Source organism: Streptosporangium sp. NPDC049376, assembly GCF_044466505.1.
GTDB lineage: Bacteria > Actinomycetota > Actinomycetes > Streptosporangiales > Streptosporangiaceae > Streptosporangium.
In genome coordinates this window covers 14860-41258 of record NZ_JBITMT010000037.1, presented here as the reverse complement: position 1 = coordinate 41258, position 26399 = coordinate 14860, and the positions used below count along the sequence as shown (strand labels likewise).

At 72.0% G+C, this 26399-nt stretch carries 24 protein-coding genes; 21 read left to right on the top strand and 3 right to left on the bottom strand.

The genetic code is table 11. The features are described 5' to 3' along the window. Positions 1–192: 192 nt before the first annotated feature. On the bottom strand, positions 193–753 hold the full coding sequence (locus ACIBVQ_RS39895; RefSeq protein WP_399184120.1) for a hypothetical protein: 561 nt from the start codon (positions 751–753) through the stop codon (positions 193–195). A 321-nt stretch (positions 754–1074) separates the two neighbouring features. On the opposite strand from ACIBVQ_RS39895, the gene ACIBVQ_RS39890 reads away from it, so the two are divergent. The 4 genes from ACIBVQ_RS39890 to ACIBVQ_RS39875 all read left to right on the top strand — a co-directional run bounded on the left by ACIBVQ_RS39890 (position 1075) and on the right by ACIBVQ_RS39875 (position 5134). Beyond that, positions 1075–2229, top strand: a complete 1155-nt coding sequence (locus ACIBVQ_RS39890; RefSeq protein WP_362911779.1) for a histidine kinase — start codon at positions 1075–1077, stop codon at positions 2227–2229. Beyond that, the gene (locus ACIBVQ_RS39885; protein WP_352012044.1) at positions 2226–2888 is read left to right on the top strand and encodes a response regulator transcription factor; all 663 of its coding nucleotides are present in this window, start codon (positions 2226–2228) and stop codon (positions 2886–2888) included. Before ACIBVQ_RS39890 ends, ACIBVQ_RS39885 begins: the two co-directional genes overlap by 4 nt. Before the next feature lie 78 nt (positions 2889–2966). Then, positions 2967–4427: a serine hydrolase domain-containing protein gene (locus ACIBVQ_RS39880; RefSeq protein ID WP_399184117.1), complete on the top strand. Its 1461-nt coding sequence runs from the start codon at positions 2967–2969 to the stop codon at positions 4425–4427. Between the two features lie 152 nt (positions 4428–4579). Continuing rightward, positions 4580–5134 (top strand): cysteine hydrolase family protein, encoded by a 555-nt coding sequence (locus ACIBVQ_RS39875; protein WP_399184115.1) that lies wholly within the window; start codon positions 4580–4582, stop codon positions 5132–5134. Between the two features lie 150 nt (positions 5135–5284). On the opposite strand, the gene ACIBVQ_RS39870 is transcribed toward ACIBVQ_RS39875, so the two are convergent. Then, a complete protein-coding gene (locus ACIBVQ_RS39870) occupies positions 5285–6094 on the bottom strand; it encodes a GntR family transcriptional regulator (RefSeq protein ID WP_399184113.1) in 810 nt (269 codons plus the stop codon). A gap of 52 nt (positions 6095–6146) precedes the next feature. After that, positions 6147–6647, bottom strand: coding sequence for a hypothetical protein (locus tag ACIBVQ_RS39865; protein WP_352012048.1), 501 nt, complete (start codon positions 6645–6647; stop codon positions 6147–6149). 257 nt (positions 6648–6904) lie between these two features. Between ACIBVQ_RS39865 and ACIBVQ_RS39860 the strand changes: the two genes are divergently transcribed. From ACIBVQ_RS39860 to ACIBVQ_RS39780, 17 genes are all read left to right on the top strand, one after another. Continuing rightward, positions 6905–7936, top strand: coding sequence for a D-2-hydroxyacid dehydrogenase (locus ACIBVQ_RS39860; protein WP_399184111.1), 1032 nt, complete (start codon positions 6905–6907; stop codon positions 7934–7936). 326 nt (positions 7937–8262) lie between these two features. Continuing rightward, a complete protein-coding gene (locus tag ACIBVQ_RS39855; RefSeq protein ID WP_352012050.1) occupies positions 8263–9912 on the top strand; it encodes an ABC transporter substrate-binding protein in 1650 nt (549 codons plus the stop codon). Between the two features lie 6 nt (positions 9913–9918). Continuing rightward, positions 9919–10932, top strand: coding sequence for an ABC transporter ATP-binding protein (locus ACIBVQ_RS39850; RefSeq protein WP_362911784.1), 1014 nt, complete (start codon positions 9919–9921; stop codon positions 10930–10932). A gap of 35 nt (positions 10933–10967) precedes the next feature. Continuing rightward, entirely contained in the window at positions 10968–11939 is a 972-nt protein-coding gene (locus ACIBVQ_RS39845; RefSeq protein ID WP_362911785.1) for an ABC transporter ATP-binding protein, read from the top strand. After that, entirely contained in the window at positions 11936–12838 is a 903-nt protein-coding gene (locus ACIBVQ_RS39840) for an ABC transporter permease (protein ID WP_399184109.1), read from the top strand. Before ACIBVQ_RS39845 ends, ACIBVQ_RS39840 begins: the two co-directional genes overlap by 4 nt. 4 nt (positions 12839–12842) lie before the next feature. Continuing rightward, positions 12843–13775 carry an ABC transporter permease gene (locus ACIBVQ_RS39835; protein WP_352012054.1) on the top strand — a complete coding sequence of 311 codons (933 nt, stop codon included), beginning with the start codon at positions 12843–12845 and terminating at the stop codon, positions 13773–13775. 35 nt (positions 13776–13810) lie between these two features. After that, entirely contained in the window at positions 13811–14983 is a 1173-nt protein-coding gene (locus ACIBVQ_RS39830; RefSeq protein ID WP_399184106.1) for a Gfo/Idh/MocA family protein, read from the top strand. Beyond that, entirely contained in the window at positions 14980–16461 is a 1482-nt protein-coding gene (locus ACIBVQ_RS39825; RefSeq protein WP_352012056.1) for a TldD/PmbA family protein, read from the top strand. The genes ACIBVQ_RS39830 and ACIBVQ_RS39825 overlap by 4 nt, the downstream gene beginning before the upstream one ends. A 62-nt stretch (positions 16462–16523) precedes the next feature. Beyond that, positions 16524–17867 (top strand): TldD/PmbA family protein, encoded by a 1344-nt coding sequence (locus ACIBVQ_RS39820; protein ID WP_399184103.1) that lies wholly within the window; start codon positions 16524–16526, stop codon positions 17865–17867. Continuing rightward, positions 17864–18706, top strand: a complete 843-nt coding sequence (locus ACIBVQ_RS39815; RefSeq protein ID WP_352012058.1) for a DUF4438 domain-containing protein — start codon at positions 17864–17866, stop codon at positions 18704–18706. Before ACIBVQ_RS39820 ends, ACIBVQ_RS39815 begins: the two co-directional genes overlap by 4 nt. Further along, on the top strand, positions 18703–19548 hold the full coding sequence (locus ACIBVQ_RS39810) for a DUF4438 domain-containing protein (RefSeq protein WP_399184101.1): 846 nt from the start codon (positions 18703–18705) through the stop codon (positions 19546–19548). Before ACIBVQ_RS39815 ends, ACIBVQ_RS39810 begins: the two co-directional genes overlap by 4 nt. Positions 19549–19596: 48 nt before the next feature. Next, positions 19597–20238, top strand: a complete 642-nt coding sequence (locus tag ACIBVQ_RS39805; RefSeq protein WP_352012060.1) for a GntR family transcriptional regulator — start codon at positions 19597–19599, stop codon at positions 20236–20238. A gap of 85 nt (positions 20239–20323) precedes the next feature. After that, positions 20324–20869, top strand: a complete 546-nt coding sequence (locus ACIBVQ_RS39800; RefSeq protein WP_352012061.1) for a ferritin-like domain-containing protein — start codon at positions 20324–20326, stop codon at positions 20867–20869. Positions 20870–20966: 97 nt separating this feature from the next. Continuing rightward, positions 20967–22895 carry a S9 family peptidase gene (locus ACIBVQ_RS39795; RefSeq protein WP_399184098.1) on the top strand — a complete coding sequence of 643 codons (1929 nt, stop codon included), beginning with the start codon at positions 20967–20969 and terminating at the stop codon, positions 22893–22895. After that, positions 22844–24169, top strand: a complete 1326-nt coding sequence (locus tag ACIBVQ_RS39790; RefSeq protein WP_399184096.1) for a serine hydrolase domain-containing protein — start codon at positions 22844–22846, stop codon at positions 24167–24169. The genes ACIBVQ_RS39795 and ACIBVQ_RS39790 overlap by 52 nt, the downstream gene beginning before the upstream one ends. Positions 24170–24178: 9 nt before the next feature. After that, entirely contained in the window at positions 24179–25525 is a 1347-nt protein-coding gene (locus ACIBVQ_RS39785; protein ID WP_386188028.1) for a serine hydrolase domain-containing protein, read from the top strand. Continuing rightward, complete coding sequence (locus ACIBVQ_RS39780) at positions 25518–26396, top strand: serine hydrolase (protein WP_399184094.1); 879 nt, start codon at positions 25518–25520, stop codon at positions 26394–26396. The genes ACIBVQ_RS39785 and ACIBVQ_RS39780 overlap by 8 nt, the downstream gene beginning before the upstream one ends. Positions 26397–26399 lie beyond the last annotated feature (3 nt).

Sequence of the window (26399 nt, the reverse complement as noted above, 5' to 3'; positions counted from 1 at the left end):
TAACTGTCGTTTTTGTTTTTTGGGGCGGGGGGGGGGGGGGGCCGGGGGGGGTGGGGGGGGGGGGGGGGGCGTGGGGGGGGGGGGGGGGGGGGGGGGGGGGGGGGGGGGGTGCCCCCGGGGGGGGGGGGGGGGGGGGGCCCCCCCCCCCCGCCTCGCCGGTTCGGGGATCACCTCGCACGAGGTGGGACGGGGTCAGCCGACGGTGAACTCGCCGTGGTAGCCGACGCTCTTGGCGCCGCCGAAGGGGCCGCCGACGGTGCACTTGAGGGTGCCCCGGAGCAGGTCGGCGCTGAGGTGGGCGGAGAACCTCTCCCCGTCGAGGGGGCCGCCGACGACCTGGCCGGACAGGGTCACCTCGCTGGCGATGTTGCTTTCGAAGTTCAGGTCGAGGTTGCTGCGGGTCCGCGTGCCGTCGTCCTGAATCCAGTCCAGGGTGCCGGTGCCGTGGCCGGTGCCGCCGCCGCCGAGTTCGCAGGTGAGCCAGACACCGCTGAAGTTCGCGGTGAGCCTGGCCTCGTCGATGCCGAGGCCGGTGGAGTCGCGGCAGGAGCCGTTGGCTCCGCGGATCTCGATGTCCTGCCTGAGGGGGACGATCTGCACCCCGGGCTTGAAGTACATCGTGCCCGCCGTGTCGCAGGTGACGCTCCCGGCGGCGTGGGCGGGTGAGGTGAGAGAGGTGAGACCGGTGAGACCGGTGGCGGCGACCAGGGCGGCCAGCAGGGCGGCGCCGCGGACGCGACGGGGCTGGGACATGGGAACTCCTCCAGGGGGCTGATCGGGCACGTCATGGTCTTTGACGCGCCTGGATGTTCTCTCTCACCATGGCCATCACGGATAGTGAATACAAGAATACTTTGCGTGACATCGGGTAAGGCGGTCCTTGCCGCGGGGCGCGGGCGGAGCCGATCAGGCGTGGATGAGCGCCCCGTGGCGTCCGACGAGGGGCTCATGGGCGGGCCTCGGCGACGGGTTCGTGACGGGGCACCGGAATCGGGCCCGCCCGCCGCTGGCTATCCTGTGGCACGTCGAGCCGGGCACGGCTCCCCACCACGAGCCCACCGGAAGGCGACGACCGTGACAGCCTCCCAGCGCCGGAGCGCATGGCCGGTGGTGGCGCACGTGGTCCTGTTCCTCCTGACGACGGTCATCCTGGCGGGCGCCCTGTGGTACCTCGGCGCGGGCCTGTGGCAGACCCTCGCCGTGGCGGGTGCCGCCGTCCTGCTCCATGTGGGAGCGGTGACGGCTCGCCGACGGCCGTGGGAGGGATACGCGATCGGCGCGCTGGCGATGCTCGTCCTGGTGCTGACACCCCTGCTGGGCTGGTCACCGACCATGCTGCCCTCGGCTGTGTGCTTCCCCCTCGCGTTGTGGCGGCTGACCGGCCTGGTCCCGGTCAGGTCCTCGGTGGCCGCGCTGGCCGTCGCCCTGCTCGGGATCGTCCTCAACGAGCTGGTGACATGGGCCCGGCTGCCCTCCGGCGTCTCCGCGTGGACCCACCTGGTCGAGGGTGGGCTGCTGATGTCCGTGGTCGGCGGCGTGTGGCTCGCGGCCCTGCTGGTGCGCCGCAGGCACGAGGCCCGCCGAAGGGCGGAGAGCGAACGACTGGCCGCGGCGGTCGCGGAGGAACGGGCCGGTATCCGCCGCGACCTGCATGACGTGATCGCCCACACGGTCACCGTCATGGTCGCGCGGATCGAGGCCGCGGCGGTGACGACGGCGGACCCGGCGACCCGACGCGAACTCGGTGACATCGCCGAGACCGGCCGGGACGCCCACCAGGGCCTGCGCGCGATGCTGGCCACCGTGGCACCGCGCGCCGACTCCCGGCCGGGAAAGGTCCCGATCTCGCTCGACGTCCTCCCCGACCTCGTGGCCTCGGCGGCCAGCCCGCTCCACACGGTGACGTTCGCCGAGGTGGGGGAGCGACGGCCGTTGAGCCTGAGCGCGGAGGTCGCGGTGGTCCGGACCGTGCAGGAGGGCGTCACCAACGCGCTGCGTCACCTCGAACCACCGGTCGAGGTGACCGTTCACCTGCGCTGGACCCCGGCCGAGGTGGTGGTCGAGGTGCGCGACGACGGCGGCAGGGCGCCTCGCGGCGGCAGCGGCCAGGGGACCGGCCTGATGGGGATCGGGGAACGCGTGAGTACCGCGGGTGGCACCCTGTCGATCGACGACGGGGACGACGGATGGGTGCTGCGGGCGCGGCTCCCCACGAAGGAGGGGGCATGACCGCGATCCACGTCATGCTCGTCGACGATCAGGAACTGCTGCGGGCCTCGCTCCGTACGGTGCTGTCGGCCGACGAACGCATCGAGGTCACTCACGACGTCGCGAACGGCGGCGACGCGATCGAGGTCGTCCGGCGGCACCGGCTCGACGTGGTGCTGATGGACATCCGCATGCCGCGCGTGGACGGGGTCGCCGCCACGGCGGAGATCGTCAGGATCTCCCCGGCGACCCGGGTGCTCATGCTGACGACGTTCGACGACGACGAACTGGTCGTGGCCGCCATCCGGGCCGGCGCGAGCGGTTACCTGACCAAGGACGTCCGGCCCGCCGCCCTGGCCCAGGCCGTGTGCGACGTCGCCTCCGGGACGTCGGCACTGGCTCCCGGGGTGGCGGCGACGGTCCTCGATTTCGTACGGCAGGTGCCGGTGCGCAGGACGGCGGCTCTGAACGGCCTCACCCCACGCGAGGTCGAGATCTTCGACCTGCTCGCCCGCGGCAGGTCCAACAGCGAGATCCGCGCGGAACTGGTGCTGAGCGAGAACACGGTGAAGTCGCACGTCCGGGCCGTCCTGCAGAAACTGAACCTGCGCGACCGTGTGCACGTGGTGATCCACGCCTACGAGAACGGGCTGGTGGGCCGCAACGATCTGCCTGTCTGAGATTCCACCCCGCCGGGCGGTGCCCTCTCACCCCTCGGGGTGATGTCGGCCGGTGACGCCCGGCCTAGGTTCGACGTCGTGCGTTTCCTACGTGTGATTTCCCTCCTCGCGCTCGTCGCCGTACTGCTCGGCTGGACGGCACCGGCCATCGCCACCGCCACCGTCACTGCCGCCGGCGGACGACTGGTCGACGATTATCGCTCCGTCTTCGGCACGCCGGGGGTCGCGGCGGCCGTGATCGACGGGTCCTCGGTCGAGACGACCGTTCGCGGCCGGGACGGGGACGGCAACGCGGTGACGGCGCGAACCCGGTTCCGGGTCGCGTCGATGAGCAAGTCGATGACGGCCACGGCGATCATGCTGCTGGTCGACCGTGGACGCGTCTCCCTGGACGACCCGGTCGTCAAGGTCCTGCCCGACTTCAAGATGGCCGATCCACGCTTCACCGGGATCACCGTGCGCCAGATCCTCAGTCACACCTCGGGATTGTCGATCAGCACGAACAACGAGTACGTGTTCCCGCCCCCGCGCGGCGCACGGGAAGTCGTGGCCGGGCTGGCCGACAAGACCCTGGCCACCGCTCCGGGCACCCACGCGGAGTACCACAACACCAACTACTCGATCGCGGCGCGGATCGTCGAGGTGGTGTCGGGGAAGTCCTTCGACGCCTTCCTGCGCACCGAGCTGTTCACACCGCTGGGCATGACCGACACCGGCTCGACGCTGGGATGTTCGGATCAGGCCGAGGGCCTGACGTCCGGGTACGAGGTCGTTCTCGGGGTCGCGGTTGTGGCACCGGAGATGCCGGGGTTCTGCGTCGGCAACGGCGGAGTGATCTCGACCCTGGACGACATGGTGCGGTGGCTGCGGTTCAACCAGGGCACCCTCGGTACGGGCCTGCTGAGCGCCGCTTCCCTGGCCGAGTTGCACACCGCCCAGCCGAACGCCGGTGGCTACGCCCTCGGCTGGCAGGTTCGCCCCGTCACGGCGGACGCGTCGCCGTTGTTGATCGGCCACGGCGGGACACTGGCGACGTGGACCGGGGACATGGTCTTCTCGCCCAGGAGAGGGGTGGCCGCCCTCGTCCTCACCAACGGCGGCGGAGATCCCAGCCTGCTCTCGGGCAACCTCGTCGCCGAACGGATCGGGTCCCCGGAAACACCGATGAGCAACCCGCTCACCATGGTGAACGCGATCCTGCTCGGGCTCACGGCGGGGATGGCCGCGCTGCTGGTCACCGTGGCCGTCCGAGCGCGCCGCTGGGCCGCGCGGCGTCGTGCGGCGCGCCGGCCGAGGCTGGTTCCGCGGCTCGTTCCCCTTGCCCTGGTGACGGTGCTGGGCGTGGTGCTGCCGACACCGATCTGGGGGGAGTTCAGCTTCCATTACTGGATCGTCACCGCCTGGCTGATGCCGCTGCTGGCGATCTTCTGCCTCACCTGCTCCGTGCTCGGGGCGGTCGCGCTCGGCCGTCGCCTCTGGTGCTTGCGCCGCGCGGGCCAGGCGGTCTCCGCCCCGGTCCCCGGCGGCGCCCCGTCGTGAGGCTCGCCGGAGCGGCTGTGGAAGGTTGCTGATATCTTAACTCGCACCTACTGTGATCTCAGCCGCGCGTCACGCGAAGGAGACCCCGGTGCCCCGGTCGCGGTCCTCGACCGGAGGGGGCGCAGGACGGAGCGGCCGGACGGGAGCTTTTCATGACCACCGCACTGATCATCGGCGACGTCCAACGGGGCATCACGGGCGGTTATCCGTTCGCCGGGCAGGTTCTGCCGCCGCTCACCGAGCTGCTCCCGCGCGCCCGCGCGGCCGGTGCGCTCGTCGTGTTCGTGCACTTCGCCTTCCGTGACAACGGGGCCGACCTGCCGCCGGGCAACGCGCTGTACCGGACGTTCTACGACGCCGGGGACGCCTTCCACGAGAGCTCGGCCGGGACCGAGATCGATCTGCCGGTCGCCGGTGAGGACGTCGTCGTGCTGAAGCGCCGTGCCGGCGCGTTCGCCGGTACGGACCTCGACCTCGTGCTGCGCGCCCGCGGCGTCGACGCGCTCGCCGTCGCCGGGGTCGCGACCAGCGCGATGGTGGCCGCGACGTGCTACGACGCCGCGGACCGCGGTTACCGGGTGACCGTGCTGCGCGACGGCTGCGCCGACGGCGACCAGGCGATGCACGACTTCTTCATGGACGCCGTCTTCCCCAGCCGGGGGTTCGAGGTCGTGTCCTGCGCCGGGTGGCACGAAGGGCGGGTGTGACGGCCGGGTCGCGTCGCGGCCTCGTGGTCCCGGCGGAGCGGGTCCCACGCCGGGACCGGGAACCGGGAGCGCTCGGCCGGATCGGAGACGGCCGGGCCCGTCCGTAGTGCCCCGGCCTTCGGGCCGGAGCGAGCAGGACAAGCCGATCCGTCATCCGGAGGCGCCGGGAGGCTTCCCGGCCGCGGCACCGGGCCGGGGACACGACGGTGCGGGCAGCTCGATGTGCGCCCTGCTCACGGAGGCGCTCTTCGCGAGGACCCGAAGCACGTCGCGGCGCACGCGTTCGCACCGTGCGCGCATCGCGTCCTGGGCACCGTCCGCGTCCCGCTCGCGCAGCCGTTCGAAGACGGTCCCAAGCTCTCCGGGCGGGCTCGCGATGCCGGGGTCGATCAACGCGGCCATCCGCAGGACACGCTCCAGCTCGTCGAGCACGTCGACGATCGCCTTGCCCAGACGGCTGTTCCCGCTGAAGTTGGCGATGACGCCCTCGAACTCGATCCCGGCCCGGAGGGACTCCTCCTGCCCCGTCTCGCCCGCCGCGAGCGCGAAGGGCACCCTGGACAGCGCTTCGAGCCGTTCGAGTGCCGGTGCCGTGACTCCCAGGCGCGCCGCGGCGCCCGCGGCCTCACCGGACAGCAGTGACCGCAGGGCGCAGAGATCGTCGGTGTCCTGGAGCGTGATCGGGCTGACGACGTAGCCCGCGCGCGGAAGCGCGGTCACGAGCCCGTCGCGCCTCAGCCGGGCGAGCGCCTCGCGCACGGGCGTCTTGCTGATGCCCCACTGCTGGGCGAGTGACGTCTCGGTGAAGCCGCTGCCGGGCGGCAGTGTCAGGTCGATGATCTGGCGCCTGATCGCCCGGTAGGCCTGGCTCGTGCGGTCGAGGCCGCTCTCGTCCCCGCCGACCAGCAACAGCGCGGGGACGTGCGGCGTTCCGGCGACCACGTCATGGATGTCGGACACCGGCCAAGGATATCAACGTGAAACGTTGATACATCAGAGCGCGGACGAGGCCTCAGGCCGTCTCGCCGGGGGTCGGGGAGAGACCGGAACGGACGTCGCGGAAGTAGACGTTGGCCGCGGGACTGAACATGAGGGCCATCGCGGCCAGCACCGCCGTCAGGTGCACCACCCGGCTGAGGACGAAGGCGAGGGTCATGAGGTCGGCGTCGGCGAAGAACCCGAGGATCGAGTTCCCGGCCATCAGCCACCGGACCGGCTCGACGACCAGCGACAACGTGCCGAAGATCCCCAGGGTCAGCGCCAGGGCGACACGTGCCCAGCCCCGGCCCTGACGCAGGCGCACCGCCAGGAGGATCGCTCCGGCGAAGACCGCGAGCCGGAGACCGAGACCGCCCGCCAAGCCGGTCGCGGAGGCCGTTCCCCTGGCGAGCAGATCGGCCACGGCCAGGGCGGACTCGAACGCGCCGGTGCCTACGGCGATGAACCAGAGCGACGCGGCGGACCTGACGGAGGCGGGCACGGAGGGAGAGCCGGCCAGGAGCTGGGTGGACATGAGGCCCCCTCGAAGTCGGGGGTGATCGATACGTGAAGAGTCTCCACCGCGAGGACGTGGCCGTTCATGCCTGCGCGCACCCGAGCCGGGGGTGGGGAGGGCCTTACCGCGAACCGGCCGCCGAGGGGCCTCGTCGTTAAGGATTCCTTCACCGGCAGGTGTGGGAACTGTGGGGTACTCACGATCGCGGAGCCTTGCGGGAGGGAAAGAGGCCGTCCTAGCCTCGATTGTCGACGATCGACAATCGAGGAGGCGTGGTGGCAGACAAGCTCCGCGTGCTGGTGGCGTCACCGTTGGAACCCGAGCATGTGGAGGCCGTCAGGGCCGTCGATCCACGTGTCGAGGTCCTCTACGAGCCGGATCTGCTGCCCCGTCCGCGTTATTCCGCCGACCACACCGGGATCAGGCCCGAGCTGTCGGAGACCGACCTCGGCCGCTGGCGGGACCTGCGGGCCGGAGCGCACGTCAGCTTCGACTTCGACTGGCTCGACCCGGCGGCCATGCCGGTCAACTGCCCCGAACTGCGCTGGGTGCAGGCCACCAGCGCGGGCATCGGGCAGTTCGCCCGCAGGACCGGGCTGGCGGACAGCGACCTCGTGCTCACCACCGCCGCGGGCGTCCACGCCGTTCCCCTGGCGGAGTTCGCGCTCACCGGGGTGCTGCACTTCGTCAAGGGTGTGCCCGACCTGGCGCGACGGCAGGCGCGGCGGAACTGGGAGCGCTACACCACCCGGGGGCTGACGGGCCTGCGGCTGGCCGTGGTCGGTCTCGGCGGCATCGGGCGCCAGGTCGTCAAGGTGTTCTCGGCCCTCGGGGTCGAGGTCGTGGGCGTCGGCAGACCGGGGCGGGCCTACGACATCCCCGGGCTGTCCGAGCTGTGGCCGTTCACCGAGATCGACGACGCCCTCGCCGGGGCGGGGGCGCTGGTGCTCGCCTGCCCGCTCACCGACGAGACGGAGGGCCTCGTCGGGGAACGGCAACTGGCCGCGCTGGCTCCGGGGGCCGTGCTGGTCAACATCTCGCGCGGCCAGGTGGTCGACGAGCGGGCGCTGACGGAGGCGCTCGCCGCCCGCCGGCTCGGCGGCGCCTTCCTGGACGTCTTCTCGACCGAGCCGCTGCCACCCGAGTCGCCGCTGTGGGACATGGACAACGTCGTCGTCTCCCCGCACTCCGCCTCGACCGTCGACACGGAGAACCGGGCGATCACCGAGTTGTTCACCGACAACCTGAGGCGCTGGCTCGACGGGCGTCCGCTGCGCAACGTCTTCGACCGGGAGAAGGGTTACTGACCGCACGAGGGATGTCCTGACGCCCGTCCCGGAGTTCCGGCGGGCCGCCGTGGGGCGGCTCGCCGTACGGCGTGTCCCCAAGGGGGCCGCGGTGGGGCGGGCGATCGGGCGTGCCCGCGTTTCGGCAGCTCACAGCCCTGCAAGGTATGTTGAACGCGGATTTATAACGGGCTGAATCAGCTATTGACGGTAGCCCGAATCTCGTTCCATATTGTCGATTGTCGACGATCGACAGCGGAGGCAGCGAGCAGGACGGCGGGCCAGTCCCTCCACCAGGTCCTCGGGGGATCGAGGACTCCGCATTGCTCTTCCAGAGGAGGGAACCGATGGCGAAAACACGCCGCTCCCGCATCATGTTCGCCACGGCGACGACCGTGGTCGCGCTCGGAGCCGCCGCGGCCTGCGGCGGGGTCCAGCGAAACGCGGACACCCCCGGCACGGGCCCGGCCGACGGCACGCCCAGGGCCGGCGGGACCATGACCGTCGCCTACAAGTCCGACCCCAAGACATTCGACCCGGCCGTCTGCTACGACGCGACGTGCTGGAACAACATGCGGATGCTGTACGACCGCCTCTACGACTACAAGGGCTCGACCAGCGAACTCGTCCCGCAGGGCGCCGAGGCGCCGCCCGCGGTCTCGCCCGACGGTAAGACCTACACGATCAGGATCAGGCCGGGGATGACCTTCTCCGACGGCTCGCCCGTCACGGCCAAGGACTTCGCCTACTCCTTCGCCCGCATCCTCGACCCCGCGACCAAGTCACCGGTGCGCGGCTTCTGGACCGGCGTCGCGGGCGCCGAGGAGTACGGAAACAAGCCCGAGGGCACCCCCAAGGGCATCCAGGCCGTCTCCGACAGCGAGCTGCGGATCGAGCTGACCCAGCCGAACTCCGCCTTCAAGTACATCCTGGCCATGCCGCACGCCTCGGTCATCCCCGAGGGCTCCGGCGCGGAGGCGGCCACCAAACCGCTCGGCTCCGGCCCGTTCGTCTTCAAGGAGTTCTCCCCCGGCCGTCAGATCGTGCTGGAGAAGAACGCCAAGTACTGGGACAAGCCCCGCCCCTACGTGGACAAGGTCGTCGAGCTGCTCGGGGTCAACCCCGACGTGGCGCTGCTGCAGCTGGAGAAGGGCCAGATCGACCTGATGGGCGACCCGATCCCGCCCGCCCAGTACCTGTCGGTGACGGCCAACGCGGCGCTGAAGGACCGCACCGTCACCATCGCCAAGCCCAGCACCTACTTCCTGACGCTGAACGTCAAGATGAAGCCGTTCGACGACCCGAAGGTCCGTGAGGCCGTCTCCTACGCCGTCGACCGCGCCTTCCTGCTCAAGCTGGTCAACGGCCAGGGCCAGGTGGCCAACGAGTTCCTGCCGCCCGGCGTGCTCGGCCACACCGACGAGAAGCTGGTCCACGACCAGGACATCGCCAAGGCCAAGCAGCTGCTCGCCGAGGCGGGCTACCCCGATGGCTTCTCCACCACGCTCTACTCCTGGAACACCCCGCCGTGGACCAACCTGCTGCCCCAGCTCCAGCAGGACCTCGCCAAGATCGGCGTGAAGGCCGAGCCCCGCCCGCTCCAGCAGAGCACGTTCTTCGAACTGGCGGGCACCCCGGGCAAGGCGCCGATGGCGCTCAGCTTCTGGGTGGCCGACTATCCCGAGGGCAGCAACTTCTTCCAGGCCCTCACCGCCTGCGCCGCGGCCGTCCAGGGCGGCCAGAACTACGCCTTCTCCTGTGACAAGGAGACCGACGACCTGGTCGCGAAGGCCCTGGCCACCGACTCGGAGCAGGAGGCCCAGCGGCTCTACACGCAGGCCAGCACCAGGCTGCTGGCGGGCAACTCGCTGGTGCCCCTCTACTACGGCTCCAAGACCGAGGTCTTCGGCAAGAACGTGGGCGGTTACTTCCCGCAGCCCGTCTGGGCCTGGGACATGACCAACTACTGGAAGACCGACGGCAAGCCGCTCGGCTGACCCCCTGTGACGATCCCCGATGCTCCCGCTGCCCCCGGTGAAAGGCTGACCATGGACGCGCTGCTCGACGTGGACGACCTCGTCGTCCGCTTCGCGACGCCCAACGGCGACCACACGGCCGTTCGCGGGGTCTCCTTCTCCGTCGCCGCGGGCGAACGCCTCGGCATCGTCGGCGAGTCCGGTTCGGGCAAGTCCGTCACGGCCCAGGCCGTGATGCGGCTGCTCGGGCCCGCCGCGACCGTCGAGTCGGGCGCCGTGCGCTTCGAGGGACGCGACGTGCTCGCCTTCCCCAGGGACGAACTGCGCCGCTGGCGGGGCGCGCAGGCGGCCATGGTGTTCCAGGACCCGCTCTCCAGCCTCAACCCGCTGGTGCGGATCGGACGCCAGGTCACCGAGACGCTCCGTGAGCACCTGGGCATGGACCGCGGGGCCGCCGCCGTACGGGCCGCGGAGCTGCTGGCCGAGGTGGGCATCCCGGACGCGGCGGCCCGGCTGCGCGACTACCCGATGACGTTCTCCGGCGGCATGCGGCAGCGGGTCGCCGTCGCCATCGCCGTGTCCTGCTCGCCCAGGCTGCTCATCGCCGACGAGCCGACCACGGCGCTCGACGTCACCGTGCAGGCCCAGGTGCTCGACCTGATGGACAGGATGACCGCCGAACTCGGCACGGCCGTCATCCTGATCAGCCACGACCTGGGCGTCGTCTCGACGTTCTGCGACCGCGTCCTGGTCATGTACGGCGGGCGCGTCGTCGAGAGCGGCACGACCGAGGAGATCGTCGGCGCCCCTCGCCACCCCTACACCCGCGCCCTGCTCGGCTCGATCCCCGCCATGACGGGGCCGCTGCCGCGCAGGCTGCCGTCCATCCCGGGCAGCCCGCCGCAGGCGGGCGCCCGCCCGCCCGGCTGCTCGTTCGCCTCACGCTGCCCGCTCGCCGAGGACGTCTGCCACGAGATCGAACCGCGGATGGAGGACGGCGTCGCCTGCCACGTCGCCACCGGGGCCGGGGAGCGCCCGTGAGCACCGGGACCGCACACCAGAGAGGAGAACGCGAGGTGAACGTCGTCGAGGTCGAGGACCTGCGCGTGCACTTCTCCCGCCGCCGCGGCGTGACCGTGCGGGCCGTCGACGGCGTCTCGTTCACGGTCGCGCCGGGGGAGACCCTCGGCCTGGCCGGTGAGTCGGGCTCGGGCAAGAGCACGGTCGCCCGCGCCCTGCTGCGCATCACCGACCCCGCCGGTGGGCGCGTCCGCATCGGCGGGCGCGACATCGCGGGGCTGCGGGGCGCGGCCCTGAAGACCTTCCGCCGTCAGATGCAGATGGTCTACCAGGATCCCTACGACTCCCTCGACCCGCGCATGAGGATCGGCGCGACCGTCGAGGAGGCGCTGATCGTCAGGGGCCTGCCCGCCGGGCAACGGCCCGCGCGGGTGCGGGAGCTGCTGGAGCGGGTCGGGCTGCCGGCCGCCCTGGCCACCCGCTACCCGCACGAGCTGTCCGGCGGCCAGCGCCAGCGGGTCTCCATCGCCCGCGCGCTCGGCGTCGACCCGGCCGTGATCGCCTGCGACGAGGCGGTCTCCGCCCTCGACGTCTCGGTACGGGCCCAGATCCTCAACCTGCTCAAGGACCTGCAGGAGGACAGCGGGCTGGCCTACCTGTTCATCTCCCACGACCTGTCCACGATGCGGTTCGCCGCCGACCGGATCGCGATCATGTATCTCGGCAGGCTGGTGGAGATCGGCACCAGGGACCAGGTCTTCGGCGCCCCGCGGCACCCCTACACCCAGGCGCTGCTCGCGGCGGTCCCGGTGCCCGGCGCGCGCCGTACCGGGCCGAGGGTCAGGCTCGCCGGGGAGCCGCCGAGCCCCGCCGACCCGCCCGCGGGCTGCGCCTTCCATCCGCGCTGCCCGCTCGCCGAGGAGATCTGCCGCACCGTCAGGCCCGAACTCGCGGTCAAACGGGGCGGCCAGCTCACCGCCTGCCACCTCGCGCCCGAACCGGAGCGCGATCCCGAGGTGACACCGTGACCGCCGCACAGCCCATCGAGCCCATCGAGCCCCGCGTGCGCGACGGCCTGCGCAGGGCGGGACGCAGCCTCCTGCGGGACATCCCCGCCCTCGTCTCGGTCGCCGTGCTCGTGCTGCTGGTGCTCGCCGCGATCCTGGCGCCGCTGCTGGCCCCGCACGACCCGATGCGCACCTACGCCGAGGGGCTGACCGCCAGGGGCGCGCCCGTGCCGCCCGGCGGGGAGTTCCCGCTCGGCACCGACCCCAACGGCCGCGACGTGCTGTCCAGGCTCCTGTACGGCGCCCGCGTCTCGCTGACCATCGGCGTCGTCGCCAACGGCCTGGCCACCGTCGTCGGGGTCGTGGCAGGGGTGACCGCCGGTTACTTCGGCGGCCTGGTGGACACCGTGATCAGCCGGATCACCGACATGGTCATGTCGTTCCCGATCCTGCTCTTCTGCGTCGCGCTGATCTCCGTCACCGGGCCCAGCCAGCGCAACGTGGTGCTGGTCATCGCGCTGGTCTACTGGACCTACCTGGCCCGTGTCATCCGGGGGATGGTGCTCTCGCTGCGCGAGCGGGAGTTCGTCACCGCGACCCGCACGCTCGGCGTGAGCGACACGCGGATCATGGTCAGGCACATCCTCCCGCACCTCGTCCCGGCGATCATCGTCTACGCGACGCTGGGCGTGGCCAGTTCGATCCTCATCGAGAGCTCGCTGTCGTTCATCGGCGTCGGCGTGCCGGTGCCCGAGGCCTCCTGGGGCCAGATGGTCGACGACGGCCGCAGATACTACGAGGTCGCGCCGTGGCTGCTGTTCGCCCCCGGTCTCTGCCTGATCGCCACCGTCCTGGCCTTCAACCTGGCGGGCGACTGGCTGCGCGACCTGCTCGACCCGACCGCACCGGAACGGAGGTGACGGCGTGACGGGATGGGTTCTGCGCCGGATCGGGCAGATGGTCCTGGTCCTGCTCGGCGTGGTCACACTCGCCTTCCTCATGGCCTACGCCGTACCCGGCGATCCGGCCAGGCTGATCGCGGGCCCCAACGCCGACGCGGCGACCGTGGCCTCGATCCGGCACCAGCTCGGGCTCGACGCCCCCCTGTGGTCGCAGTACACCGCCTTCCTCGGCAGGCTCCTGCACGGCGACCTCGGCACCTCCTACGCGCTGCACGGCGCGCCGGTCGCCGGACAGCTCGCCCAGGCCCTGCCGACCTCGGCGCTCATCGCGGTCGGCGGGATCGTCTGGCAGCTCCTCCTGGGCGTCCCCGCCGGGATCGTGGCCGCCTACCGGCCCAAGAGCGCCGCCGACAGGCTCGCTACGCTCGGCGCGCTCATCGGCCTGTCCGCCCCGCCGTTCTGGGTCGGGCTGCTGCTGCTGTACTACCTGGCCTACCGGTTCTCGATCTTCCCGCTCAACGGGCTCGGCGACCCGCTCTGGTGGTACCTGGCGCTGCCGACCTTCACCCTCGGCCTGGCGGGCGCGGCGTGGTACGCCAGAATGACCCGCGCCCAGATGCTGGAGGTGCTGCGCTCGCCGTACATCCAGATGGCGCGGTCGAAGGGGCTGCGTGAGCGGACCGTCCTGACCAGGCACGCGCTGCGCAACGCGCTCACCCCGCTGATCACCATGATCGGGATGGACTTCGGCTACTTCCTCGGCGGAGTCCTGATCATCGAGTCGGTCTTCGGGCTGCCGGGCGTCGGCAAGCTGACCTACGACGCCATCGACCAGCTCGACGTCCCGATCGTCACGGGCGCGGTGCTGCTGGCCGCCTTCTTCGTCGTCGTCATGAACTTCCTCGTGGACCTCACGTACGCGGTCGTCGACCCTCGCGTGCGCAACCGCCGCTGACCGGGTCGGCACAACCCCCGAAGGGATCTCTCACAATGGGACAGGACAAGGTGCGGGTCGCCGTCGTCGGCGCGGGCCGGTGGGCGCAGGTCGCCCACATCCCCGGCTGGCAGCGTGACCCCCGCGTCGAGGTGGTCGCCCTCGCCGACTCCGACGCGGACGTGGCCGGGGAGGCCGGCAGGCGCTTCGGCGTCGGGCGCGTCGTCACCGACTACCGCGAGCTGCTCGACGACCCCGGCATCGACGTCGTCGACGTGGCCACCGGGAACCGGGCGCACTTCGAGATCTCCTGGGCCGCCCTTGAGGCGGGCAAGCACGTCCTGTGCGAGAAGCCGGTGCACCACGACTACCGGCAGACGCGCAGGGCCGCGGAACTGGCCAGGTCGAAGGGGCTGAAGACCAAGCTGGGCTTCACCTTCAGATACGCCCCCGCCGTGCTGTACGCCAAGGAGCTCATCGACGCGGGCTTCGTCGGCGAGCCGTACATCTTCAACGGCTACGAGCAGAACAGCCAGTGGCTCGATCCCTCGACCCCGCTGCGCCAGGTGGACGCCGACGCCGACCCGGACGTCATCCAGGTGTCGTCCATCGAGGGGTACGGCGCGCCGATCATCGACATCATGCACTGGTGGGTCGACTCCCCGATGACCTCGGCGGTCGGCACGATGCGGAACTTCGTCCCCGAACGCGTCGTACGCGACACCGGCCTGATGACCAGGATGAACATCGACGACGGCGACATGTGGATCGCCGAGTTCGAGAGCGGCGCGCTGGCCTCCATCCAGTCGTCGTTCGTCACGGTCGGCAACTTCCCCGGCATCGAGGCCCGCGTCTACGGTTCCGAGGGCGCGATCGTCGTCAGGCTGGTCGAGGAGGCGGGCGTCTGCCAGACGATCAGGACGGCCAGCAAGGGCTCCGTCGAGTTCGTCGAACGGGAGATCCCGCAGCGTTTCTTCCCCGAGGGCGGCCGCTCGACCGAGCCCTGGCCGCTGCTGTTCTACTCCAACCTGTGCCGGGACTTCGCCGACGAGATCCTCTCCGGCGGCCCGCTCAACCAGGGCGACTTCGGGCAGGGCGCGCTGGTCCAGGAGACGATCAACACCTTCGAACGGTCCTTCCGCGAGCGCAGCTGGGTCACCTTTCCCCTTGAGGGCCCCCTGGAGAGCCCTCTTGAGGACCCGCTCGAATCGCTTGAGGAGGCCAGGTGACGGGCCAGGAGGCGCACACCTGGGGGAACGCCCACGACGACGCGGCGGCACGGGCCCTGTGTGAGACGGCACTCGGCGCCGCCTCGGGTCCCGGCGTCGAGTACGCCGACGTCCGGCTCGTCGAGTGCGAGGAGACCCGCCTGTACGGCAGGCACGGCGGGGCGCGCGACGAGCGCTCCGAGCTGAACATGGGTGTCGGGGTGCGGGTCCTGCGCGAGGGGGTCTGGGGGTTCGCCGCGGCGCCGCTCGGTGACGAGGCCGACGTCCGCGCCGTCGCGGGACGGGCCGTCGCCGCCGCACGCGCCGCCGCCTTCGCGGGCGCCGAACGTGTCGCCCTCCCGCCGCGCCCGCCCTCAAGCGGGCGCCACACCACCGAGGTCACGACCGACCCCTTCTCCTTCCCCGGCAGGTACGGCCTGCTCGACCAGGCCCTCGCCGCCGCCGGGGCACCGGAGAAGGTCGTCTCCGCCGAGGTCGGGCTGAACGCCAAACGGCAGCACCGGCACTTCGCCGACAGCGAGGGCTCCCGCCAGCACCAGCACCTGGTCGAGTCGGGCGCCATGGTGCTGGTGTTCGCCGCCGACGAGCACGACGTGCAGCGCCGCTCCTACCCCAACTCCTTCCACGGCAACACCGCCGCGGCCGGATGGGAGTACGTGGAGTCGCTGCGGCTGGCCGAACAGGCCGCGCGGGTCGGTGAGGAGGCCGTCGCCCTGCTCACCGCGCCGGTCGCCCCCTCGGGCACCGCGGACCTGGTGATCGGCCCCGCCCAGATGGCGCTGCAGATCCACGAGTCATGCGGCCACGCCCTCGAACTGGACCGCATCCTCGGCGACGAGTCCAACTTCGCCGGGACGTCCTTCATCACCCCGGACGCGCTCGGCGCGCTGCGCTACGGCTCACCCGCGGTCAACGTCACCGCCGACCCGTCCGTGCCCGGCACCCGGGGCTCCTTCGGCTGGGACGACGAGGGCACCCCGGCCGCGCGCCGGGAGCTGATCCGCGAGGGCGTCGTGGTCGACTTCCTGTCCAGCAGGGACAGCGCCGCCAGGCTCGGCCTCACCCCGATCGGCGCCGCGAGGGCCGACGGCTGGGCCTACCCGCCGGTCTGCTTCGCCACCAACGTCTTCCTCGAACCCGGCTCGGGAAGCCTCGACGAACTGCTCGACCGCCTCGGCGACGGCTACTACGTCGACGACAACCGCAGCTGGTCCATCGACGAGCGCCGCTGGAACTTCCAGTTCGGCACCGAGGTCGCCTACGAGGTACGGCGTGGCAGGCGCGGGCGGCTGCTCAAGAACCTCTCCTACGGCGGTGTGACGCCGCGCTTCTGGGGCTCGGTCGAGGCCGTCGCGGGCCCGGAGGAGTTCAGGGCGTTCGGCATGCCCTGCGGCAAGGGCGAGCCGAAACAGTGGGGCTTCCTCGGGCACGGCGCCTCCCCGGCGCTCGTACGCGGCGTGCGGATCGGGGTCGCGTGATGACGGGCCCGAACGGAATCCCGGACAGAGGCCGGGACGGAAACCTGGACGGGGGAGACGGGATGAGGCCCTACACCGGCGGGGACCGCGCGCTTGAGGCGGTCGAACGGGCGCTCGCGGGCGCCGCGGGGGCCGACGAGGCGGAGGCGTTCCTCGCCGTGCGCTCGGGGGAGTACACCCGCTTCGCAGGGGAGCGCATCCACCAGGCGCAGGACATCGTGGAACGGCAGCTCATGGTGCGGGTCGTCGTGGACGGCCGTACCGCGCGGGCCGCGACCTCCAGGATCGAGGAGCCGGAGACGGCCGCGCGGGCCGCGCTCGAACTGGCGCGCGGCGGCGCCCGGGGGGCCTGCGGCGTCGCCCGGGCGCGGCCGTACCCGGAACCGGACCTGTGGCACGCCGACGTCGAGGGGTGGGACGCCGCCGCCCGCTCGGCGGAGGCCGCCCACGTCATCGGTGAGGCCAGGGCCGCGGGCGCCGGGGCCTACGGCATGTTCGGCCGCGCCGTCACCGAGCTCGCGGTCGCCGGGACCGGCGGCGTGCGGGCCTACGCCGCCGCGACCGAGGCCTCGGGCGCCCTCACCGTCAAGGCGGGCGAGGGCTCCTCCTACTGGTGTGACCTGGGCAGGTCGGCGCGGGCGCTGGGCCTGCGGGAGGCGGCGAGCCGTACCGTGGCCGAGGCGGCGCGGGCCAGGCGGCCGGTCGAGCTGCCCGACGGCGTGCACGACGTCGTCCTCGGCCCGATCGCCGCAGGTGAGCTGCTGCACTTCTTCGGAGCCTTCGGGTTCACCGGGCAGGCGCTCGCCGCCGGGGTCGGCGCCGTCGCCCGCACCCCGGGCGAGACGGTCGCCGCGCCGTGCGTCACGGTCGCCGACGACGCGCTCGCCGGGGTCGGGCTGCCGTTCCCGTTCGACATCGAGGGGACACCGAAACGACGGGTCGGGTTCCTCATCGCGGGGCGGGTCGGGGAGGCGGTGACCGATCTGGCCACGGCCGCAGAACTCGGCGTCCCCTCGACCGGGCACGCCCACATCGCCCGCGAGGAGTCGCCCCTGGCGATCCCGGCCAACCTGGTCATGGCCCCCGGCGCGACGCCGTACGAGGAGCTCGTCGCCGGGGTCGAACGCGGCGTCTACGTGCAGCGCTTCTGGTACACCCGGGTCGTCGACCCCGGGCGGACCACCATCACCGGGGTGAGCAGGGACGGCTGCTTCCTGATCGAGAACGGCAGGATCACCCGCCCCGTGGCGGGCAAGCGGTTCACCGAGAGCGTCTTCGGGCTGCTGTCCCGGGTGGACGCGGTCGGCGACACACTCGCCACCCAGCCGCTGATGAACGTGTGGAACGGCGCCGCGACCGCCCCCGCCCTGCGGGTGCGCGGCTTCAGGTTCGGACCCAGGCCATGAGGGCGGAGACCAACGCCGCCCGCCTGGTCACCCAGATCCTGACCGGCGAGGTCTGGCCGCCGCTGGCCGACAGGAACGGCCCCAGGCCCGACGCCGACGGCCGCGCCTTCCTGCTGCCCGGCATGGGCGGCGTCACGCTCGGCGTGCACTGCGGCGACCCGGCCACCGGCTACGCCGCCGACCACCTGGAACCCGGCCTGTCCATCCGGCACCGCGACCCCGGGGCCAACATGGCGCTGCAGTTCCTCACCTGCGTCGGCAACACGGTGCGCACCGCCTCGGGGGCGGAGGGGTTCGTGATCGGCCAGCACGCCTACGTGCTCGCCGACCTGCCGGAGGAGGCGCTCGCCGAGGTCACCGTCGGCGACCCCGTCACGGTCGTGGCCAGGGGGCAGGGGCTGCGGCTCACCGACCACCCCGCCCTCACCGTGAAGAACTGCTCTCCCGAGCTGGTCGAACGGATGCCGGGCGGCACCCGCGCAGACGGAAGGCTTGAGGTGCACGTGGCGGCGACGGTGCCGGCCGAGGCCGTCGGGGCGGGCGCGGGCATGGCCTCCGAGTTCGCCAACACCGACCTCATGGGCGCCTACGCGGGCCTGTCCCCCGACCTGTCGCTGGGCCTTGAGGGGCTGCGGATCGGTGACTTCGTGGCGATCGAGGACGCCGACCACCGCTTCGGTCGCGGCTACCGGTCCGGATATGTCACTATCGGCGTGATCTCCACCGGGCACTGCATGCTGCACGGTCACGGACCGGGGCCGTCGTCCCTGATCACCGGCCCCGCCGAGGCCTTCCACATCGTCCGCAGTCCCGACGCCAACCTGGAGGTGATCCGATGAGCACGCTGGCCGTGAACCTGCTCGGGATCGTCGAACACCCGGAGATCGACGGCATGACGCCCTACCGGATCGACGCCGACGGTAGGCCGTACGTCCCGGCAGGCGACGGCGGTGTCGTGCTCGGCGTACGGCTCGGCGACCCGGCGTTCGGCTTCGACGCCGACCACGTGGCACCGGGGGTCTGCCTGGTCCACCCCGATCCGGCGGCCCGGCGCGCGCTTACCGCCTACGCCTGCGTGGGCAACGAGGTCGTGGTCCGTACCGGGGCGGCGCGGGGCGCGCGGGGCTGGGTGGTCGGCAAACGCGGCGAGGCGGGCCGGGTGATCGTCAGCATGGCGCAGGAGCACCTGGCGGCGCTGCGCCCGGGGGACGGGATCTCCGTGCGCGGGCACGGCCAGGGCGCCTCCCTCGGCGTGCCCGGCGTCGAGGTGCTCAACCTCGACCCGCGCCTGCTCGGCCTGCTGCCGCTGCGCGTGGAGGACGGGAAGGTCACGGTGACCGTGCGCGGGACGGTCCCCAGCCGCCTGGTGGGCAACGGCCTGGGCCGTCCCGCGCAGATGTGGGACCTGGACGTGCAGGTCACGCCCTCCACCCCGGGCCTGGGCGGGCTGCGTCTGGGCGACCTGGTCGCGCTCGACGACGTCGACGTGCGGCACAACATGGGTTACCGGCGCGGCTGGCGCACCGTCGGCGTCGTCGCGCACGGCGACAGCCCGCTGCCGGGCCACGGCCCCGGCGTCACCCCCGTCCTGACGGGCCCGGCGGACCTGCTGCCCGTCACGGTCGACCCCGGCGGGGAACCCGCGCTGTCGGAGACCGTGCTGAGCGGCGCTCCATACTGAACCAGACAGGCGTCAACGCGAGCGACGCGAGAGAGGACACCAGGGGAAGTGCTCGAACACCTATCCCTACCCGAGACGGTACGGCTGGCGCTGCGACGCAAGATCCTCAACGACGAGCTGCCCGCCGGGACCAGGCTCGTCGAGGCGGGCATCGCCGAGGAGTACGGCGTGAGCCGGGCGACCGTGCGTCAGGCGCTGCGCGACCTGTCCAACGAGGGACTGGTCGACATCAACCCGCGCAGGTACAGCATGGTCACCCGCATGTCCACCGAGGACATCCAGGACATCTGCTACGCCCGCTGTGTCCTTGAGTCCGCCGCCGCCCGAGACGCCGTGACCAACCTGCCCTCCGGCTTCTTCGAACGTCTCGAACAGCTCGTCCAGGAGATGGACGGCGCGGCCAGGGCGGGTGACATGCAGGAGCTGGTGGACATCGACACCCGCTTCCACCGCGAGATCGTCCTGGCCTCCGGGCGCCGCCGCCTGGCCGAGCTGTGGGAGACCATGAACGGCCACATGTACGCCCTCATGCGTTCCTCGCTCGACCGCCAGCAGCTGGAGATGGCCGAGGCGGCGGGCCGCCACCGTCTCGTCATCAGCGGCCTGGCCTCCGGCGACCCGGAACGGATCGAGTCGGTCATCCACGCCCACTACCTCGAACCCACGCTGCCCGCGGACACCGGGGGCTGACTTTTCTCAGCCGGCACGTTCGAAGGTCTCCTCTTGGGGGAGCGGAGGGCTTGCCGTGTGAGACAAGCAGGGTAGAGGGAGGGACATGGCAGAGTTTCTGACCGACATCACGGAGATCCGGGACAGGGCCCGGCAGGAGATCGACAAGGGGCCGATCACCCCCGCGTACGGCGCCGACCTGGAGCGCGTGATCCAGGTGTGCAACGAGGCGCTGGCCACCGAGCTGGTCTGCGTGCTGCGCTACAAGCGGCACTACTACACCGCGACCGGCATCTACGCCGAGCCGGTCGCCGCCGAGTTCCTCGAACACGCCGGTGAGGAGCAGGAGCACGCCGACATGCTCGCCCGGCGCATCGTGCAGCTCGGCGGCGATCCCGATCTCAGCCCCGAGGCACTGGCGACCCGGTCCCACACCGAGTACGACGCCAGCCTCGACCTGGTGGAGATGATCAAGGAAGACCTGATCGCGGAGCGGATCGTCATCGTCTCCTACACCGAGATCATCCAGTGGCTCGGCGACCACGACGTCACCACCCGCAGGGTCTTCGAGCACATCCTCGCCCAGGAGGAGGACCACGCCGACGACCTCAGGGGACTGCTCGAACGACTTCCCGCCGCGCTGAAGGGCTGAGGGCGCCGGGCACCGGTTGGAGGACGGCACAACGGGACCGGCCCGGTTCGTCGTGGCGGCCGAAGAAGCGGGGCGGACGGGCGCCTAGCGTTCGGACATGCCCCGCCTCTCCCTCAGCGACCTCTACCGCATAGCGGTTCCGGGAGACCCCCGGCTCCGCCCCGACGGAGGCGCCGTCGCCTACACGGTGACGACGGCCGACCGGGAAACCGACGCCAACCACTCCGAGATCTGGCTCGCCGCCCCCGGCGCCGAGCCGCGCCGCCTGACGGGCGGGCCGCACGACTCCTCCCCCCGCTGGTCTCCGGCGGGCCGTACGCTCGCCTTCCTGCGCCCCGTCGAAGGCAGGGCGCAGATCCACCTGCTGCCGATGGACGGCGGCGAGCCGCGCGTCCTGACGGACGCCCCGCTGGGAGCGGGCGCGGCGGTCTGGTCGCCCGACGGGACCAGGATCGCCTACGTGGCGCCGCACGGGGAGGCCGACCCGGTGGCGCCGGTGGTGACCGACCTGCTCGGCTACAAGGCCGACGGCGCCGGCCTGCTGCGCGGCCTGACGACGCAGCTGTTCGTCGTGGACGTCGAGACGGGACGGACCGTCCGGGTCACCTCGGGCGACTCCTTCGCCGGTGAGCCGTCCTGGACGCCGGACGGCCTGCGCCTGACCTTCGTCACCGACACGGGACAGGACCGCGACCTGGTCATCGGTGGGGCCGCCTACTCGATCGACGTGCCCGATCCCGGCCCCGAGGACGAATCAGGGGGCGACCCCGAGGGCGTGCCGGAGCGGCTCACCAGTGAGGAGCTGATCTGCGCCGGGGCGTGGTGGACCGGCGGACGGCTGCTGGTCGCCGGGATGACCGGCGGGCCCGTCGGCCACACCCGCCTGTTCCACCTGGACGACGGCGACCTCACCGAGGTGACCGAGGGCCTGGACCGCAACCTCATGGTCGGCGCCCCCGGCTACCCCGGGGCGGTCCCCCAGCAGGCCGGGGACGAACTGATCTTCTGCGCCCGCGACGGCGGCTGCACGCACCTCTACCGCGCCGGCGGGGAAAAGCTCGTCGGCGGGGACCAGGTGGTCTCCGGTGTCAGCGCCGCCGCGGGCAGGATCGCCTACGTCGCGGCCACGCCGCACAGCGCGGGGGAGGTCTACCTCCTGGACCTGCCGGGCGGCCGGGAGGCGGGACAGCCCGCGGCGATGCGGCTGACCTCGTACGCGCTGGACGACGTCGAGCTGTTCACGCCGCGCAGCCGTACCTTCACCGCGCCGGACGGCACACCGGTCGAGGGATTCGTGCTGCGCGACGAGACGCTCACCGGGCCCGGCCCGCTGCTGCTGGACGTGCACGGCGGCCCGCACAACACGTGGGCCCCGATCTTCGACGGGGTGCACCTCTACCACCAGGTGCTCGCGGCCAAGGGGTGGACCGTGCTCACCCTCAACCCCAGGGGCAGCGACGGGTACGGCGAGGCGTTCTACACCGCGGCCGTGGGCGCGTGGGGGATCGCCGACACCGACGACTTCCTCAGCCCGATCGACGACCTGGTCGCCGAGGGGGTGGCCGACCCGGACCGGCTCGGGCTGACCGGCTACAGCTACGGCGGCTACGTCTCCTGCTGGCTGCCGACCAGGACGGACCGTTTCCGGGCGGCCATCCCCGGCGGCTGCGTCAGCGACCTGAACAGCATGGCCGGGACCTCCGACCTCGGGTACCTCCTGAAGGTCCACGAGTGCGGCGGGGACGTCACGGGCCAGTCGCCCATGGAGAACGTCGGGAAGGTCACCACGCCGACCCTCCTCCTGCACGGGGAGGACGACGACCGCTGCCCCGTCGGCCAGGCCGAGCAGTGGTTCGCCGCGCTGCGCGAGCGGGGCGTCCCGGTCAGGCTCGTCCGCTACCCCGGCGGCTCCCACCTGTTCATCCTCAACGGCAGGCCCTCCCACCGAACGGACTACAACGAAAGGATCGTCGCATGGCTGGAACAGTGGATCCCCAGCGCTGGCACGGCCGTCTCGCCGAGCTGATCGCCGAGTACGAGGTTCCCGGCGCGAACCTGGCCTTCCTGCACGAGGGGGAGGTCCACGAGTTCGCCGCGGGGCTGCTCAACGTGGACACCGGGGTCGAGGCGACCACGGACTCGCTCTTCCAGATCGGGTCGGTCACCAAGGTGTGGACCGCGACCCAGATCATGGTCCTGGCCGAGCAGGGCGCGCTGACGCTGGACACGCCGGTCTGCGAGGTCCTGCCCGAGTTCCGGGTCGCCGACCCCGAGGTGACCAAGACCGTCACGGTCAGGCACCTGCTCTCCCACACCTCGGGCATCGACGGCGACCTCTTCCTCGACACCGGCCGTGGCGACGACTGCGTGGAGAAGTACGTCGCGGCCTGCGCCGACCTCGCGCAGAACCACCCCCTCGGCGTGACCCAGTCCTACTGCAACTCGGGCTTCGTCATCGCCGGGCGTGTCATCGAGCGGCTCACCGGCAAGACCTGGGACGCCGCGCTGCGCGAGCAGATCATCGAGCCGCTCGGGCTGACCCACACCTGGACGCTGCCCGAGGACGTGCTGCGCTTCCGCGCCGCCATGGGACACCTCGACGGCAAGCCCGCCCCCGTCTCCAGCCTCATGCGTTCGGCCGGCCCCGCCGGGCTGATCTCCGCCCGCCCCGCCGACGTCGTCGCCTTCGGCCGCGCCCACCTGGGCACCGGGCTGCTGGCCGACCCGAAGGCGATGTGGGAGCCGCAGGTCGACATCCCCAACCCGTACACCCTCGGCAGGCAGTGGGGCATCGGCTGGATCCTGGACGAGTGGCAGGGCCACCGGGTGATCTCCCACGGCGGCAACACCATCGGCCAGGCCGCCATGTTCTGGGTGCTGCCCGACACCGAGACGGTCGTGTGCTCGCTGGCCAACGGCGGCCACACCGCGGCCTTCCACCAGGCGGTGGCCACCGAGCTGTTCGCCGAGCTGGCCGGGATCACGGTCCCGCCCGTGCTGGGCCCGCCCGCCGAGCCGTTCCAGGCCGACCGGGAGCGTTACACCGGCGTGTACCAGCGGGCGGGCAGCCGGATGACGGTGAGCCTGCGCGAGGACAGGATGTTCCTGCTCATCGAGCCCACCGGGGCCCTCGCCGCGCTGCAGCCGCCCGTGGAGATCGAGCTCCTCGCCGTGAACGAGACCACCTTCGTCGGCCGCCCCGAGGGGGACCCCCAGTGGCTCTCGGCCGTCTTCTACGAGCTCCCCGACGGCTCGCCGTACGTCCACCTCGGCGTCCGCGCCACCCCGAAGATCGCCTGAGGAGTGAGAATGCTGGAGAACCTTCAGGAACGTCTCGACGGGATCGCCCGTGAGCACGACGTGCCCGGCGCCTCGCTCGCGCTCTGGGCAGGCGGTGAGCTGATCCAGGTCGCCACCGGCGTGGTCAACCGGGACACCGGCGTGGAGACCACGCCGGACAGCGTCTTCCAGGTCGGCTCGACCACCAAGGTCTGGACCGCCACGCTGGTCATGCAGCTCGTGGACGAGGGCCTGGTCGACCTGGACCGTCCGGTTCGGGACTATCTGCCGGAGTTCGCCGTCGCCGACGGCTCGGAGAAGGTCATCACCGTCAGGCACCTGCTCACCCACAGCGGCGGCTTCGACGGCGACCTGTTCGAGGACACCGGGCGCGGCGACGACTGCCTGGACAAGTACATCGGCTTCCTGCACGACGCGGGGCACGTCCACGAGCCCGGAGCCCTGTTCTCCTACTGCAACTCCGGCTACTGCGTGCTCGGCGCCCTGGTCGCCAGGCTGCGCGGCACCACCTGGGAGCAGGCCATGCGCGAGCACCTGCTCGGGCCGCTCGGCGCGACGCACTGGGCGCTGCTGCCCGAGGAGGCCATCCTGTTCCGGGCGGCGGCCGGGCACCTCGGCCCCGACGGCGCCGTCCACCGGTCGTGGGCGATGCCGCGCTCCAACGCCCCCGCGGGCTCGACCATGTGCCTGGCCCTGCGCGAGCTGGTCCGCTTCGGCCGCATGTTCGTCGCGGGCGGCGTGGCGCAGGACGGCACCCGGCTGCTGTCGGAGGAGGCCGTCGCCGCCATGCGGACCGGGCAGATCGACGTGCCCGGCGTTCCCGGGCTGCTCGCCGACCGCTGGGGCCTGGGGTTCGAGCTGTTCGACTGGGGCGGCGAGGTCTACGGGCACGACGGCGGCACGATCGGGCAGAGCACGTTCTGGCGGGTCGTGCCCGGGTCGGACTTCGTGATCGCGATGAGCGTCAACGGCGGCTCCGTCGCCGGGATGATCTCCGACCTGGCGCTGCCGCTGATCCGCGAGGTCACCGGCCTGCCCGTGCCCGACCTGCCCGTCCCGGCTCCCGCGCCGGGGGAGGTCGATCCGTCGCCCTACCTCGGTGAGTACTCCGGGCCGATGTACAGCTGGGAGGTGGCCGGGGCCCCCGGCGGTCTGGACGTCACCCTGGTCCCCGGCGAGTTCATGCGGCAGACCGGCCAGACGCGGACCACCACCCGGTTCGTGCACCACGAGGGCCACTCCTTCATCGCGGCCGAGCCCAGGGGCGGCATGCACGAGACGGTCACCTTCGTGGTCGGCGAGGACGGGCGGATCACCCACCTGCACTCGGGCGCCAGGACGTTGCGTCGTGTCTGAGATCTCCGGCACGCTGCGCGCGGTGTTCGAGGAGGCGGAGACCGAGGGCTTCGTCCACGTCCGGGAGATCGACGGCGACGCCGAGGTCTGCCTCGGCGCCGACGACCCGGTGGTGCTCGCCTCGGTGTTCAAGCTTCCGATCCTGCTGGAGTACGCCAGGCAGGCGGCGGACGGGAGGCTGGAGCGCACCGAGCGGCTGACGGTGACCGCGGCCGACAAGGACGGCGGCATCGGCACCTCCGGGTGCGTGGACGACGTCTCGCTCACCCTGCGCGACCTGGCCCACTTCATGATGACCATGAGTGACAACGCGGCGACCGACGTGCTGCTGCGCCGGGTCGGGCTCGGCAACGTGCACGCCACGCTGCGCGAGCTGGGCCTGGAGCGGACCCGGCTGATCGGCGGCTGCGTCGAACTGCTGGGCAGCGTGGTCACCGAACTCGGCCTGTCCGGCCTGGACGACGAGGAGGGGCTCGCCGCGGTCACCGAGGAGCGGATCAGGTCGCTCGCCGTGCGCGACCCCGAGCGGACGACCTCCGGTACGCCCCGGGAGATCACCACCCTGCTGGGCCTGATCTGGCGGGACGAGGCCGGTCCGGCCGAGGCGTGCGCCGAGGCGCGCAGGATCCTGGGCAACCAGATCTGGCCGCACCGCCTGTCCTCCGCGTTCGGCGACGAGGTGAAGATCTCCGGGAAGACCGGAACGCTCTGGGGCATCCGCAACGAGGCGGGCGTGCTGGAGTATCCGGACGGGCGGCGGTACGCGGCGGCGGTCTTCCTGCGGACCCGCTCGTTCGGGCTCAGGCTGCCCAAGGCGGACGCGGCCATCGGTCGTGCGGTTCGTGTGGCGATAGACCATCTGCGCACCTAATGT